This is a genomic window from Eggerthella sp. BIOML-A4 (genome assembly GCF_009875575.1).
GTDB classification, from domain to species: domain Bacteria; phylum Actinomycetota; class Coriobacteriia; order Coriobacteriales; family Eggerthellaceae; genus Eggerthella; species Eggerthella lenta.
Window position 1 is genome coordinate 1 of record NZ_WWRX01000021.1, and the last position, 14,157, is coordinate 14,157.

The following is a 14,157-nucleotide window of genomic DNA, read 5'->3' on the forward strand; positions in this document are numbered from 1 at the left end:
AACGCGACATGCGTCATGCTCGTCCCATTCGGCGGGGCCTCGTTCGCTTTCATCACGCCATGGGATACGGAAAGCTATGCCTATATCAGGTAGTACGAGAACGTGCTTATTAAACGCGTCAAAGTCTTTTCCGCCTCCATGCTCCATACTTTCATCGTGCCGTCTGACGACACCTCTGCAGCCGCATTAACGCTGTCTCCGCTGATTGGCAGACGCTGCCAGCTTCGCGGCCTCGCCATCTCGGGTATGACGCATAGCTTGGCTCCGGACGTTCCGATCGACGTGCCGGAGACGTTCGCGAAGCCGACGACGAGCGTCCCGTACCGGACGAACCGAACCTTTCCCGTGCCGGTAGCGGGTGCAACTTCCGCTACCTGGGATACGGAAAACTATGCGGCCAGCAGCATCTTCCTTGGCTTGCCCGCGCTCTTGACCAGCAGAGTCTCCACGGCGTCCTGAGCGGCGACGCAGATAGCGCGGCGCGGGACTATGTAGTGGTCGTACGCCGTCGATATGTCGGTGTGCCCTAGCATCATGGCGACCNGTACAATGAAGCTGTGGAAGTTGTAATCCTGCGCCACCCCGTCCGCATACGCCGACCAAACGAGCATGATTCCTGTGGAGTACGCGTTGACGCCCTTCGGGATCTGAATCGACTGCGTAGCCCGCATGAAGAACGCTCCCGACCATATCAGCTCGCGCTGGGATACGGAAAGCTACGCCAAAAAAAACACGGCTTGGCCGTGAGCATAGGCTCCCTTCTGCGACATCGTGATGGCGGAAGCGCCCCTGTTTCGCAGAAAAGCCCTGGATCCTTCGACCGTGACGTCAAGAGTCGCCTCTCCGCAGCTTTCGACCGCCACGACGCCGAACGCAGTCTTAGCCGCAGCGATGCCGGTCGGCAGCTCGCTGTTTTCGAGGGTTTGCCACGGCTGCATTGTCCCGGTGATGATCAGCTCGACATCCAGCACGGCAATTTTGCCGTATGTTTGCAATGTGGCCCAGTTGCCAACAGCGGCCTGGGATACGGAAAGCTAGGCTAGAGGACGGCCAGCCATGCAACGTGCGTGTTTGTGTTGGTTCCGCGATACAGAAACACACTAAATCCGTTTGCGTCCACGCTCCCTGCGTTGACGTCAACGTCGTTTGGCGTTGCCGAGTTTGCGTTGACGACCACAACGGGTACATCGGAAAAAGGCGTTTTGAAATCGACGCGTTTCTCGACTACAGCTTTAGCGCTCGACATGACCATCAGCCTGCCGGATTGTATATGGGATACGGAATTCCAAGCGTCCTTCGCCGAGGTGAATTCTTGGAAAAGCTGCACCGGCGTGCCGACCGTGATGCCGTTAAGGGGGATGCGCCACAGGGGCATGTCGTTCGTCAGCGCGTTGCCGTTGAGGATGTCTCCGCGCGTGTACGACGGGTCGGCCGGCGTGCCGGTCGTGGGCGTGCCCTTGATGACGACGAGGCTCACGGACTCGACGCCCGTGGATGCGTTCTTGGCGTAGCGGGCCACCACCAGGTCGTTGCGTTTCTGGCTCTGCGTGCCGGTCTGCACCGTCAGGTCGACTCCAGCCGCGTCGACCCAGAAATGGCGACCCTGCATCATGGCGTTGCCGGAGGAGATATGCACCTTGTTGGACGATGCCATGGTGGCCTTGAGCTTGTCGTCCTTGACACCGGCGAACACGTACTCGCCGGGGCCGAGCGCCCCCGCGTTGAACTTGGCCACGTCGAGGGACGAGATGTGCGCCTTGCCCGTGAAGCCGGTTACCAGCTCGATGCCCATTATTGCGCTCCTTCCAGGTACGAGTTCACGGCCTTGTCGTTGGCCTCGGCCACGGCCTTGTAGCCGGGGTAGCAGTCGGGGCACAGCGTGATGGTCGCCTCCACGCCGTCGGCGGTCAGGCGCTTCACCGTCTTCCAGGATCCCGTGCGGGGATCGTTGCCCTGCAGGTACTCGACCGTGTCGCACGTCTTGCGGTCGCACGCGAGCCTGCTGTATCCGTCCGTCTTGGCCATGGGGCCTCCCTTACTTCGTGCGCTTCCACTTGTACGGCCCGAGGCTCGGCTCCTGCTGCCAGGTGCCGCCCCAGGCCGTGGGGTTGGTTCCGTCGGTCTCCAGGTACGAGCCGACCCGATGGGCGGCCAGGAACATGGCCTGGTCGGTCGGAGGGATCGCCTTCAGCACGCCGTTGCCGTCCACCGTCGTGGTCGTGCCGTCCGGCCTGACCGCCCCGATCGCCGTGGAGGTCGCCTTGTCCATCGCCTGCTTGGGGTGCACGTGGTCCGCGTTGGCCACGATGCCGTTGGCCGTGCCGGCGGAGGCCGTCCCGTTCGCAGCCGCGGCGGACGACGAGAGCTTGACGTGCCCGTAGCTGCCGGACGAAGCCGCTCCGTACGAGGTGTCGGCCGACGCGTGGCTCTTGGGGGCTAGCGTCGATTTCAGCTTGGCGACCAGGTACCGGAGCCCGTCGGCGGTCAACGCTTTGAAGGCCATGGGGGCGCCCCTAGAACATCGCGTCGATGTCGGCGTTGGTCACGGTCGAGAGGTCTGCGCTCTTGAGGTAGGGCGACAGGTCGACCATGCCCGCCAGCACGTCCCACATGTACGTGGTTCCCGACGTGTTGACGCACACCACGTTGGTGCCCTTAGGGTACGTTTGACCTGCTCCATCGACGAATGACGCCGTCGTGGTGAACGCGTCGGTGACGTTGTAGACCTTGCCGAGGTTTGCCTTCGACGGCGCGGGGAGGCTCGCGAAGGCGACGGATCCGGCCGGCTTGTAGGTGGAGCTCACGGCGCTCTCGATGGCCGACTGCAGCTCGCTCTTCGCTGCCCCGACGGCGCCGTCCACCGAGGACTGCACGTCGGCGGACGTCTGGTATCCGGAGTCGTTCGTCAGCTCGGACACCTTCGCGGGGACGTGGATCGCGGCCGCCTTGTCGTCAGCGTACTTCTTCGCGCTCGCGAGCGTCGCCTTGTCCCCGGCCGCGATGTCCTCGCCGACCGTCGTCGCGACCGCGAAGCCGCTGTCGTTCGCCAACTGGGACACCCTCGTCGGCACGTCGGCGGCCGCCGCTATGCCGAGGTCGGCGAGCGACTGGGATCCCTCGAGCGTCCTGCCGTTTATCGACGGCTTCGCCGTCAAATCGGAGTAGGAGCCGCTGAACACGTGGCTGTCCGCGTTCTCGATCTTCGCGACGAGGCCGTCGGTCAGGTTGTTGTCCGACAGCACCTTGTACTCGCTCGACGAGCCCGTGCGCAGCTCGCGCGGAACGAACAGCTGGCGCAGCTTCTGGAGAAAGTAGAGCAGCCCGCCTTCCGACGTCACCTTGATTGCCATAGTCCGGTCCTTTCGGCCATTTTCGCATTGAACATCGACTCGATCTCGACGTTTCCCAGCTCGACGACTCCGATGTCCTCGAGCGCCATGTCCCCCTCGAGCGTCCTCCCGCCGATCGACGGCTTGCCGACCAGGGCGGCGTAGTCCTTGGCCCCTCCGTCGACGATCAGCTGCCGCATCTCGTTCATCAGCCTGTCGAGCTCGGGGCAGTACGAGCCCGACTCGCCCGCGCCCGCGCTCTCGATCGACGGCAGCACCTCGATCGCGAACGGGCCGGCCGAGTCGACCGCGCCGTCTCGAACCAGGCGGAAGCAGGCTCCCTCGATGAGGCCCTCGACGGCCGACACCTGCGGCGGGAGCACGTACTCAACCACGCCGCCGGGCTTCGCCGCCGCCTCCTCGCGCACCCACGTGCCGTCCGGCTTGACCGCCTCGAACCTCGCCTGGGCGTGCGATAGGTCGGCCGGCTCCCCGCCGTCGAGGATATGGGCGCGCACGACCGTAGCGTCGGCGTCGCCCCGCATCACGCGCACGGGGGGCCTGTCCCAGTCGGGCTTGCGCAGGTCGAGCCTTATGTCGCATACGTGCATCCGTCGATCACCTCGCAGCCATTAAAGCGCCCTTGTCACCCGGCGAGAGGACGCGCCTCCCGCCTCGCACGAGGACGTCACCCCGCGCCTGCCGATGGTCACGACCTTGCGCGCTATGGTCGCCGTCACGAAGACCCCGAGACGGCTCTCGCGCCCTCCCACGACGTCGCCGACGTCGAAGTCCGCGTTCGGCAGCTCCGGCACGTCGCACGTGCTCGCGTCCTGCAGCTCCTTGAGGCGTTTGATCCCCTCCTGCTCGAGGTCGGCGTCCTCGGCCGAGCTGTAGTCGTAGGCGCGCTCCACCTCGTCGACGCCGAACATGCTCTGCGTCTTGGACACGTTGCCCGACTCGTCTGCGTACAGGTCGATCACGGTCCTCTGGGCGAGCTCGCCCTTGCCTAGGCACACGAGGTGGTTGACCGGACGGCTCGCCTGCTTGATCTTGATCGGCGTGCGCCGGCCCTCGAACTCCTCGCGCGACCAGTCGCGGCGCGGCATGGCCGAGAGCACCACCTTGCCGCCGTCCCAGCGCATGGCGAGCTTGGCGCCGGCGGACGCGAGCATGGCGCGCAGGCCCGCGTAGCCGGCGACGTAGCGCGCGAACCGGTAGCCGACGCGGATCCCGCTGTCCGACGCGTCGACGGCGAACAGCTCGGCGAGTCCCATCCTGTGGACGAGCTGCAGCAGCACGGCGTTGGCCTCGCCGGAGACGGACAGGTAGTCCGCGCCCCGGTCCGGGCGCAGCACGCGGCCCTCCAGCACGCCGTGCCACGTGCGCCCTCCGTACACGGCCTTATGGATCCTGCCGGTGGTGTCCGAGCCGACGTCGTCGACGATCCCTCCGTACTCGGTGCCGTCGACGTAGACGAGCGAGCCGAACGTCAGGCCCTCGGGCGCCGACGCGACCGGCATCCGCAGCTCGAACGTATTGGCGTCGCCGCCCCCGTCGCCGAACTCCATGTCCATGGTGCAGTCGTCGAGCGCTCGCAGGTCGCGGCGCGACGCATCGGTGCATATCAGGAGCATGGCGGCGTGTCCCTCTCCGCGTAGACGGTCAGATCCCAGCCGAAGGCGTTGGACCACGACACCGACGATATTCCGGGGCGGACGCGCTCCCACATGTACTCTCCGGATCCCTCCTTGCCGCGGATGCGCCCGGCGAACGCGTCGGCCTCGTTCCCGTCGACGTCGCGTACGGTTATCGACCAGTCGCGCGAGTCGGCCATGAGGATCCCTCCGTCGGGCACCTCGGCCTCGACGGCGTAGCGGTTGCCGGCGACGACCACGTAGGGGTCGGTCGCGGGGCCGTACACCACGAGCCTCCACTCGCACGGGCCGTCCGCATCGACGTCGATGCTGCGCAGGGGAGGGTTCGGCGTGTAGTCGTACGGGAAGCCGTACGGGAAATCGAGCTGCGTGCCGACTACGGCGGGGGAGCGGTCGGGCACGAAGGAGAACTCCTGGGCGCGCGTCCAGACCGGCCTCTCGGCGAGGAGGCGCACCAGCACCTCGCAGTACGACTCGTCCATCCACCATCGGTCGCGCTCGACGGCCACGGGCACGACCGAGAGCCGCCAGCCGCCTATGCCGATTGAGCCGGGAACACCCGTCGATGCGTCGGCTGCGAGCACCGAGCGCAGGCGCTCGCGGGCGGCGAGGCCGTCCTCCCCGTCGGAGCCCTGCACCATGATCGGCAGCTCCCGCTCGGCCGGATCCCGCGTGAGCGGGCCGACCGAGCCGTTCTCCACCTCGTAGGCCAGCTCGGCGTCGAACAGCGTGTGCTTGCCGTAGTGGTAGACCGACTCGGGGCCGAGCTCCAGCGTCTCGCCGAGGTGGTTGGCGTACTCGATCCTCATGTCCATCTAGCCCACCCCCAATGCCCTTCTCGCGCCGCGCGCGTTGGATATCGTCACTTCGTCCGGCGAGTTGTCCGCGATCTTGCGCCCGAGGCCGCGATCGAGCCTGTCGACGCGTTCGGTGAGGCGCTCCACTGCGTCGACGATCCTGCCGGATTCGCCGCCGTCCTCCTTCGGCTTGCGTCCTCGAGGCGACGAGGGCGAGGATCCCGACCTGGCGAGCGCCGCGTCGAGCGCGAACGCGGCGGACGACGGAGCGCCGACGCCCGGGAAGTCCGGCACGTCGAACTCCACGGGCACCTCCACGGCGGGCACGTCCATGTCCGCCGCGTCCACGACCTCCGCGGCCATGTCCCTCATGGCCTGCACCGCTTCGTCTGCGGTGTCGGACACGCCGACGGCCAGGCCCTTGGGCAGGTAGCGCCCGACGGCCGCCAGGACGCGCGAGGGCGAGTGGATCCCGAAGAAGTCCTTGACCGCGCCGAGCGCGTTGCTGCAGACGTTGACGATGGCGTTCCAGACGGCGCCGCCCGCGCTCGTGATGCCGGACACGAGGCCCATGAGCATGTTGTAGCCGGCCGAGGCCAGGCTGCCGGCGAACGAGGCGACCGCGCCGGGCAGCTGGCCGAGAAGCGACCGGAGCGCGCCGAGCAGCGACCCCGCGATTCCGGGCACGGCCTGGACGATCATGCCGAACAGCTGGCCGGCCGCCGATCCCAGGCTGGGCATCCACGAGCCCACGGTGGAGAGCACCTGGCTGATCAGCTGGGGCAAAGACGAGATCAGCTGCGGCACCATCTGCAGAAAAGCCGAGACCAGAGCCTTGAACAAGGTGAACCCGGCTTTGAGCAGGGCCGGTGCGTTTTTGACCAGGATTCCTGCCAATTTGCTCACTAAATCGGGCAGCAGAGGGGTCAGCTGGGGGACCATCTCGGCGAAGGCCTCGACCAGTGCGATGAAGAGCTGCAGCCCCGCGTCCAGGAGCTGCGGGGCCATGGTAACGAGCATGGTCGCGAGCGCCGTGACGAGCTGGACCACCCCGTCGATCAGCGCCGGCATGATCGTCGGCAAAATCCCGACGACCTGGAGAAACGCCTGCTGGATCGCGGAGAGGAAGGCGGGCAGGTTGTCCACCACCTGCGAGACCAGCGTGGGGAGGATCTGAGACGCCTGATCCGCCAGGGCCGGCAGGTTGGCGGTGATCTGCTGCATGTTGGAAACGAAATCGTCCGCCATCTTCTTGAGGTCGGCCCCGCCGGCGGCGGCCGCAAGGCCGAGGCCGAGCAGCCCGGTCGCGGCCGCCCCGAGCACGCCGGTCGCCACGGCCGCGCCCTTGGCGAGCCCGCCGGCTGCCTGTCCGACCTTGCCGAGGGCGCCCTTCGCCTTCTCGGCCGGGCCCGACAGGTCGAGCTTGGCGGCGAACGTGTCCGCGGCGTTCTTCGCCGACTCGCCGAGCACCGACGTCAAGCCGCCGACCTTGTCCTTGATGGGGGCGAGCTTCGCTCCGACGGTATCCGAGATGCCCGAGAACTTGGACGCGATCTTGTCCTTGACTCCGCCGAACGCCTCGGCGATGTCGTTCTTGGCGTCGCGGAACCCGTAGGCGAGATCCGTCGACAGCTGCTTGGCCGTATCGAACGCGGACTGCGGGATCAGGCCGTGCGCCAGGCTCTGTGTGAAGTCCTTCGCGGCCGGCAGCGCGGCTCCGAGGATCCCGGACGCGAACTCGCCCGCGCCCTTGGCGGCAGATTTGAGCGTCCCTGCGGCGGATGCAACCCCGGACGCGAGCGCGCCGATGGGACCCATGGCGGCGCCGACGAGGGACACGGCCTTGCCAACAATCACGAGGCCGGGCCCTGCCGCCGCGAGCGCTACCAGCGCCTTAACGATGGCGGCGAATGTCGCGGGATCCATTTTCTCGATCCCGCCCGCGATCTTCTCCAGGGCGTCGCCGACGGCAGAGGCCATGGGCTCGATCGACAAGCCCGCATCGCTCCATTTCTTTGATGCCGCGTCGATGATCGCTGTGGCCTGCTGCACGATGCGGGTGAGCGAACCGAGGAACTTCGACGATTCGGCATCGGTGGTGCCGTACTCGCCGACGACCGCCAGGCCGAAGTTTCGGATCGAAGACGTCATGGAGTCGCAGGCGCCCTTGAACGTGTTCTTCAACTCGCCCATCATGCCGCCCATACGAGCGGTTTGGCCGGCCATGCCGTCGGTGCCTTCCTCGATGCCCTCGGCCAGCGCCTGGATGGCCCATCCCGACTCCACCGCGCCGTCGCTGATGGCCTCCTTCATCTCGTCGATGGATCTGCCGGACTTGTTGGCCAGGATCTGCAGGGCCTGCACGCCGTTGTCGGACAGCGACCATATCTCCTCAAGGGACACCTGCCCCTGGGCCTGCATCTTGCCGAGGGCGGCGGTGATGGCGCCGAACCCCTCCTGGCCCTTGCCGGACGCGGCCGCCGCGTCGCCGACGGCGGTGAGGGTCGGTATCACGTTCTCGGCGGCCATGCCCATGGATATGAGCTGCTGGGCGCTCTGCATCATGCCGTCGAACTTGAAAGGGGTCTTCTTCGCGAACGTGTAGAGGTCGCCGATCATCTTGGAGGCGGCCTCGCCGCTCCCGAGCATGGTGCTGAACGCGGTCTGGGCAGACTCGCGCAGGCTCAAAAAGCTCACGGCGGTGCCGACCGCCGCCGTGCCGATGCCGACGATGGGGGCCGTAACGGCCTTCGATATGCCCTTGCCGAGCGACTGCAGGCCGCTGCCGAGCGCGGCGACCTGCTTCTTGGTCGATTCGGTGATAGAGGAGACAGCCGCCCGGTAGCGCGACGCGTCGCCCGTTATGTCGATTACTACCTGGCCGTCAGACATCCAATCCCCAGAGCAGGCTGGTGAGCCTCAGCCGCTCCTCTTCGGTCCTCGCAGGCAGCGCCAGCTCCCGCTGCCTCTCGACCAGCCGCCTTCTCGCGTCGCCCTCGTACTCGGACGGGTCCGCGCCCCTCGCGGCCATGGCCGTCATTGTGAGCGACGAGTCACCCAGGCCGCGGAACAGCGGCCAGAACCGCCACCAGTGCATGTCGAGCGCCGGATCCGCGAGGTCGATGCCGTACTCGCGTTGGAAGTCCGCGATGACGCGCGGAGCGTCGTAGTCCCAGTCCCAGAGCCTGGCGCCTTTCGCGGCGGCCTTGCCGAGCATGCGCTTTGGCTTCTGCGGCTCGTTGAGGTTCAAGAACCCGAGCGCCGCCTGGAGGGCACCGGCGGGGTCCGCGTTGACGGCGCCGGGCAGCTCGATCCTGCGCGCTCCGTTTCTGACCGCCCCCCGGCCGTAGTAGATCAGCAGGATCGCCTGCGCGCGACCGGCGTCGCCCAGGTCGGGATCGTCGGCGGCCTGCATGGCGCGGATCCCGGCGCGGAACGACGTGGCGATGGAGACGGGCGCGCCGCCCACCTTGACGGAGGACGGCGCGCGGCCGAGGACGATGCTGGGATCCATGCGCCTACTCGGACGCTTCGGCGGCGTCCCAGTCGACGTCGGGCAGGTACTTGGCCAGGTTCGCCCGGAATCCCTCGTCGACGCGGCTCTTGGTCACCTCGGCGTAGAGGTAGGCGAAAAGCTCCAAGCCGTCGATGAAGTCGAACTTGCGAGCCTTGAAGATGTCGGCGAACTGCTCGTCTCCGAGCAGCGCCTTGAGGTAGCCGCGCACGTCCTGCGCGAGCAGCGCCATGCGGCCGCTGTCGCCGGCCAGCTGCGCGTAATCGACGCGGCCCAGCTTCTCGCTCCACTTCTGCACCTTGTCCAGCACGTCCGCATCGCCGAGGTTTATCTCGTACGACTTGCCCTCGATCTCGACGTCCACCGTGTGCTTTGAAAAAGTGAAACCCATGTCTAACCCTCCGTCTATCCTGATCGTCGTCGTATGCGTAGGAGGGCGCGGTGAAAGGAGTAAGCCCGCGCCCTCCGGAACGCCTTGCTATCCCTGCGGGCCCGCCTCGGGGACGGACGGCGCCTGCCCTGCGGGCGCGAACGCCTTGGCCGACGCGTCCCACGTGCCCTCGCTCCACGCCTCGTCGCTCATGTTGAACGTGCCGGCGCTGGTCACGGGCTGGCCTTGGTTGGAGTTGGAGTGCGGGTTCGCGGTGAACTTGAACGCCGCCTTGTCGGCGAGCGCCTTGCCGGCCTCGTCGAGCTTCCAGGTGTACACCTTGGCGATCTCGCAGGGCACGTCGAGGTCGTTTCGATGCTTGAAGATCCACTCGTCGAGCTCGCCGTCGCGCACGGTGTCCTTCTCCATGTTGATGGAGCAGGATCGGCCGTAGGTGAGCGTCGGCGGGGTCTTCCGGTCGATCCATGCCGGCTCGTAGGTCTTCGACTCGCCGGACTGCTCCCAGCTGAGCAGCTCGGTCGCCTTGACCCATTTCGGGGCCTCGGGCGTGCCGATGTTGATGTAATTCTCGAGCTCGTAGCCCCACGCGATGTCTTCGTTCGCCATGGACGAGCCTCCTTCCTATCGCTGCGTCTTGTATTTGACCACCAGCGTCACCCGGTAGTCGGTGGTTCCGGGCGCCGCCTGCACCCTCGCGGGCAGCGTCCCGGCCTCGATCTCGCGTAGGCGCGTGCCGGGCCCGAGGTCGAGCGCGTAATCGGCCGACGGATCCGCGAGGGACCGCACGGCGGCGGACAGGGATCGCAGGATCGCCTGAGCGTCGAGCCGCTCGGCGGTGTCGTCCGCCGCCTGCCGCAGCACGAGCGCGACGGGCAGCCTCCAGACCGTCCCGCCGTCGAGATAGCGCCGCTCGATCGGATCGCCGTCGAGCACCTGCATCGACACGCACGGCAGCTCCGAGCGGTCGGTCGGCAGGTACTCGTACTCGCACCGCAGGCCGGCCGGTGAGGACAGCACGAGCGCCTCGACGGCCCCGTACAGCCGCTCCACCACGTCGGCCCGATCCATGTCACCTTCCATTCGCCACGCCTCCCGCCTTGGTCCCGGCTATCCTGATCCACTTGCTGATGTTGGCCGCCTTCGCCGGGTCGAACCATTGCATGCACGTGCCCGGCCAGCGCTTGTTCGGCAGCCCGTAGTACTGCGCCCTGGCGTACGGCACCGACGCGTTGCCCCAGACGAGCAGCCCGTCCTCCGGCACGCTCTCGGTCTCCGCCGTGCCCCTCAGGTGCCCGTCGAGGTACGGCACGTAGGGCTTGCAGTCCTCGCGGGCTGCGAGCGTCACCCCGGTCGTGACGGCCCGCTCCATGCCTTTGGCCTTGGCGATGGCGCGGGACAGGTCGCAGCTTCCGAGCTTCGCCGAAACCTTCATCGCGCCGTCGCCTCGTAGTGGTCGACCGCCCGCCCTCGGCGCACCGGCTCCACCGACTCGACGGCGAGCGCCTGCGGCTCTGGGCCGGGGGACGACGACGCGCCGAGCATGGCTCGGTCGCCCCTGCGCGGCTCCCACGACGTGCCGCATCCGCCCGTGCCGCGGGGGACGAGCAGGCGCGCCTCGTCCCTCGCGGAGTCCTCCATGCCGGAGCTCTTGGCCCTGGCCTCGATCCACCTGACCCCGCGCAGGACGCGCCTGGCCCACACGGCGCGGCGCTCGCCGTCCTCGCCGTCGCGGCGCCACACGGTGACGGTGTGCGGGTACGCGCGGCTCACAGCCAGGCCCCGTAGAGGATCCGACCCGGCGCCTGCGCGAGCATGCGGTCGATAGCCCGGTCCACCGACATCGACGCGGCGTCCACGAGGCGCTCGGACACGCCGCCGGCGGTGTAGGACGATGCCGCCGGGTCGGCTAGCGCCTCGCAGGCGGCGCACACGGCGCGCTTGTACGCGTCGATCTCGCCGTCCGGCATCGCCGACAGGTCGCGGTGCGCGATCCTCTCGTCGACGCGCGCCTCGGCGTCGGGCAGGACGGCCTCGTATTCGTCCTGCCCGAGCCTGCCGGATCCGTACTCCGCCGAGTACCATGCGTATGTCGGGGCGTGGCCGAGCATCGCCTAGCCTGCGGGGTTCGGCGCGGGCGTTGCCGACGGGGCCTCGATGGCGCACACCACGATGCCGTCCATGACCTCGGCGAACAGCTTGGAGCCGGTGAGCACGGTCGTCTTCGTGGTCAGGTCGTCGTAGTCTACGGTTCGATGCACGCCGATGAGGCCGGTCGCGTCGGTGACGAACTCGAACGCCTTGGCCACGTCCCCGTTCTTGGGGTTCGTGTAGTAGAGGATGATGTTGTCCTTGGCCGTCGTGATGACCTTGCCCTTCGGCACGCCGGTGTACACCAGCACGTCGTAGATGCCCAGGAACGCCTCGAGGTAGGTCATGCCGAACGCCGTCTGCACGGTGACGTCCTTCTTGGCCAGGTACTCGCCGATGTCCTCGGGGTTGACGAAGTAGAGGTAGCCGCTCGCGTCGGTGTCCTCCCACAGCACCTGGTTCTTCGTCCAGCAGGCGGCGAGCGCGCCCTGCAGGCCCTCGCCGGCTGCCGTGCCCGTCCCGGTGGGGAGGAAGTCGAAGAAGTCCTTGCGGATGCCCTCCTGGACGTCGCGCAGCATCTTCGCGTCGGTGTCCTCGACCGCCTGCTCGTAGCCCTTGTCGTTGATGGCCTCGTAGGAGGTCTGCTTGCGCCACTTCTTGAGCTTGAGCTCGAAGATCTCGCCGACCTCGGTCTTGTACTTGGACAGGGGGATGACCTCGCCCTCGGCGACGTTGCCGTCCTCAAGCTTGCCGGTCACCTTGTAGGTCTTCACGACCTGGCCGGGCTTCTTCTCGATCCTGCGCGTGATGCCGAGCAGCTCGGCGAGCTGGTTGATGTTCGTCTCGAATCGCGCGGCGAAGTCGACGGCGCTCACCTTCGCGAAGTCCGCCGCCTTCTGCATGTTTGCGTCTGCAGGCATGTTTATTCTCCTTACTCGAAGAGATCCATGTGCTCGGCGATCTTCGCCCGGCGCTCGGCCGGGTCCTTGATCGCCATGATCTCGTCCTTGGTCATCTTCTTGGCCGGGCCGCCGGGCGTCGCCGCCGAGCTGACCACGGTTTTCGCGTCGAACAGGTGGGGGTAGGACTCCTTGACCTTGGCGACATCGAGGCCGGACACGTGCCCGTCCTTGGCCACGTCGATGCCGTCCATGTCCAGGTGGGCGATCGCGCCCACGGTGTCGCTGCATCCCGCGGCGATCAGCGCGTTCTCGACCACGAGGGACTTCTCGCGCTGCTTCCACGCGCTCTCGGCGGCGTCCGCCGCCTTCTTGGCCTCGCCTTGCGCCTCCTCGACGGCGGCCTTCACGTCGTCCTCGGTAAGGGCTTTAGCCAGGCTGTCGTTGAGGTCTTTGAGCTGGCCCTCGGCCTCCTCGGCGCGCTTCTTCCAATCGTCGCGCTCCTGGGTGAGGCGCGCGTTCTGCGCTTTGAGGTCGGGCTCGCCCTTTGCGCCGCCGTCGCCGTTCGGCTTCGGGTCGGTCTGCTGGCCCGCGCCCGCGGGGTCGGTGTTGGGATCCTGGTTGGCCATCCTGCTCCTATCGTCGTGTTTTGTACGCGCTTCCCTGCGCGCTTGACGCGCCCCTCTCCGCTCGGGGCCGGCGAACGATGCGCCTCTTCGCTCGGCGCTCGCGATGGCAGCATGATGGGGGAGGTGTCACCGGGCATGAAAAAAGCCGCCCCGTAGGGCGGCTCATGCGGACGATTGCCGCTAGTTGGTTTTCTCGTTATCGACCGCTTTTCGCAGTGCCTCCTCGTACTCGGCCTCGCTCGTCGGTTCCAGCCCATGGGCTTCTAGCACGGGGTCGAACAGCTCCTGCTCCGCTTCCCTGCGCGCCTCGGCTGCGGCGGCTATATCATCGAATAAGCCAAGTCTTCGCTTCTTCCCCTGGAACTTGATGTAAGCCTCCCACTTGCCTTTCTGTCTGTTCCACGACACACCCCTGACGCCGCTGGTGTTCTGGCATGTCGGCGTTCCACCTAGATTTCCGAGCTTGGTGCCGTCCACCGCGTCGGAGGGCATGCGCTCGACCTCTGAGGAGAGGCACCCGCACGAGCGGGTGTTGCCGTCTTTGAGCGACACCGAGCGCACGGTGACCTTGCGCCCGCAATCGCATCCGCACAGCCACATCGAGTAACCGTTGGAGTTTCCGGCGTACTCTTCTGCTACGAGCTTGCCGAACCTTTCGCCCGTCAGGTCCTCGTAGTCCTTCTTGCGGCACCCGCACGATGTCGTGTTGCCGTTGCGCAGGTCGCGCGTCAGGACTACCGTATCGTTTCCGCAGTCGCATCTGCACAGCCATTTCCTCGGCTTCGACTGTGCGACCCTCACGGCGACGAGCCGTCCGAACCTCTGGCCGGCAATATCGACTGGCGCTCCCAT

19 protein-coding genes are annotated in these 14,157 nt (G+C 67.0%); all 19 read right to left on the reverse strand.

The window, feature by feature from the left end:
• Positions 1-716: 716 nt before the first annotated feature.
• Positions 717-971 carry a hypothetical protein gene (locus GT613_RS14360; protein WP_161172695.1) on the reverse strand — a complete coding sequence of 85 codons (255 nt, stop codon included), beginning with the start codon at positions 969-971 and terminating at the stop codon, positions 717-719.
• Between the two features lie 68 nt (positions 972-1,039).
• Positions 1,040-1,792: an H-type lectin domain-containing protein gene (locus GT613_RS14365; protein WP_161172696.1), complete on the reverse strand. Its 753-nt coding sequence runs from the start codon at positions 1,790-1,792 to the stop codon at positions 1,040-1,042.
• Complete coding sequence (locus GT613_RS14370) at positions 1,792-2,025, reverse strand: hypothetical protein (protein WP_114516587.1); 234 nt, start codon at positions 2,023-2,025, stop codon at positions 1,792-1,794. The genes GT613_RS14365 and GT613_RS14370 overlap by 1 nt, the downstream gene beginning before the upstream one ends.
• Before the next feature lie 10 nt (positions 2,026-2,035).
• Complete coding sequence (locus tag GT613_RS14375) at positions 2,036-2,503, reverse strand: hypothetical protein (RefSeq protein WP_114516588.1); 468 nt, start codon at positions 2,501-2,503, stop codon at positions 2,036-2,038.
• Between the two features lie 10 nt (positions 2,504-2,513).
• On the reverse strand, positions 2,514-3,350 hold the full coding sequence (locus GT613_RS14380) for a hypothetical protein (protein ID WP_114516589.1): 837 nt from the start codon (positions 3,348-3,350) through the stop codon (positions 2,514-2,516).
• The gene (locus GT613_RS14385) at positions 3,335-3,940 is read right to left on the reverse strand and encodes a BppU family phage baseplate upper protein (RefSeq protein ID WP_161172697.1); all 606 of its coding nucleotides are present in this window, start codon (positions 3,938-3,940) and stop codon (positions 3,335-3,337) included. Before GT613_RS14385 ends, GT613_RS14380 begins: the two co-directional genes overlap by 16 nt.
• Before the next feature lie 21 nt (positions 3,941-3,961).
• Positions 3,962-4,966: a hypothetical protein gene (locus GT613_RS14390; RefSeq protein WP_114516591.1), complete on the reverse strand. Its 1,005-nt coding sequence runs from the start codon at positions 4,964-4,966 to the stop codon at positions 3,962-3,964.
• Positions 4,957-5,802, reverse strand: coding sequence for a hypothetical protein (locus GT613_RS14395; RefSeq protein WP_114516592.1), 846 nt, complete (start codon positions 5,800-5,802; stop codon positions 4,957-4,959). The genes GT613_RS14390 and GT613_RS14395 overlap by 10 nt, the downstream gene beginning before the upstream one ends.
• The gene (locus GT613_RS14400; RefSeq protein ID WP_161172698.1) at positions 5,803-8,676 is read right to left on the reverse strand and encodes a tape measure protein; all 2,874 of its coding nucleotides are present in this window, start codon (positions 8,674-8,676) and stop codon (positions 5,803-5,805) included.
• Complete coding sequence (locus GT613_RS14405) at positions 8,669-9,298, reverse strand: Gp15 family bacteriophage protein (RefSeq protein ID WP_161172699.1); 630 nt, start codon at positions 9,296-9,298, stop codon at positions 8,669-8,671. Before GT613_RS14405 ends, GT613_RS14400 begins: the two co-directional genes overlap by 8 nt.
• 4 nt (positions 9,299-9,302) lie before the next feature.
• A complete protein-coding gene (locus GT613_RS14410; protein WP_161172700.1) occupies positions 9,303-9,689 on the reverse strand; it encodes a hypothetical protein in 387 nt (128 codons plus the stop codon).
• Between the two features lie 87 nt (positions 9,690-9,776).
• A complete protein-coding gene (locus GT613_RS14415; protein ID WP_161172701.1) occupies positions 9,777-10,295 on the reverse strand; it encodes a hypothetical protein in 519 nt (172 codons plus the stop codon).
• Positions 10,296-10,310: 15 nt separating this feature from the next.
• Complete coding sequence (locus GT613_RS14420; RefSeq protein WP_161172702.1) at positions 10,311-10,757, reverse strand: hypothetical protein; 447 nt, start codon at positions 10,755-10,757, stop codon at positions 10,311-10,313.
• A 1-nt stretch (position 10,758) separates the two neighbouring features.
• Positions 10,759-11,121, reverse strand: a complete 363-nt coding sequence (locus tag GT613_RS14425) for a minor capsid protein (protein WP_161172703.1) — start codon at positions 11,119-11,121, stop codon at positions 10,759-10,761.
• Entirely contained in the window at positions 11,118-11,459 is a 342-nt protein-coding gene (locus tag GT613_RS14430) for a hypothetical protein (RefSeq protein ID WP_114526475.1), read from the reverse strand. The genes GT613_RS14425 and GT613_RS14430 overlap by 4 nt, the downstream gene beginning before the upstream one ends.
• Positions 11,456-11,797, reverse strand: coding sequence for a hypothetical protein (locus GT613_RS14435; protein ID WP_114516599.1), 342 nt, complete (start codon positions 11,795-11,797; stop codon positions 11,456-11,458). Before GT613_RS14435 ends, GT613_RS14430 begins: the two co-directional genes overlap by 4 nt.
• Positions 11,798-11,800: 3 nt before the next feature.
• Positions 11,801-12,697: a hypothetical protein gene (locus tag GT613_RS14440; protein WP_161172704.1), complete on the reverse strand. Its 897-nt coding sequence runs from the start codon at positions 12,695-12,697 to the stop codon at positions 11,801-11,803.
• An 11-nt stretch (positions 12,698-12,708) separates the two neighbouring features.
• The gene (locus GT613_RS14445) at positions 12,709-13,305 is read right to left on the reverse strand and encodes a phage scaffolding protein (protein ID WP_114550745.1); all 597 of its coding nucleotides are present in this window, start codon (positions 13,303-13,305) and stop codon (positions 12,709-12,711) included.
• Between the two features lie 180 nt (positions 13,306-13,485).
• Positions 13,486-14,157 carry an AP2 domain-containing protein gene (locus GT613_RS14450; RefSeq protein WP_114550744.1) on the reverse strand — a complete coding sequence of 224 codons (672 nt, stop codon included), beginning with the start codon at positions 14,155-14,157 and terminating at the stop codon, positions 13,486-13,488.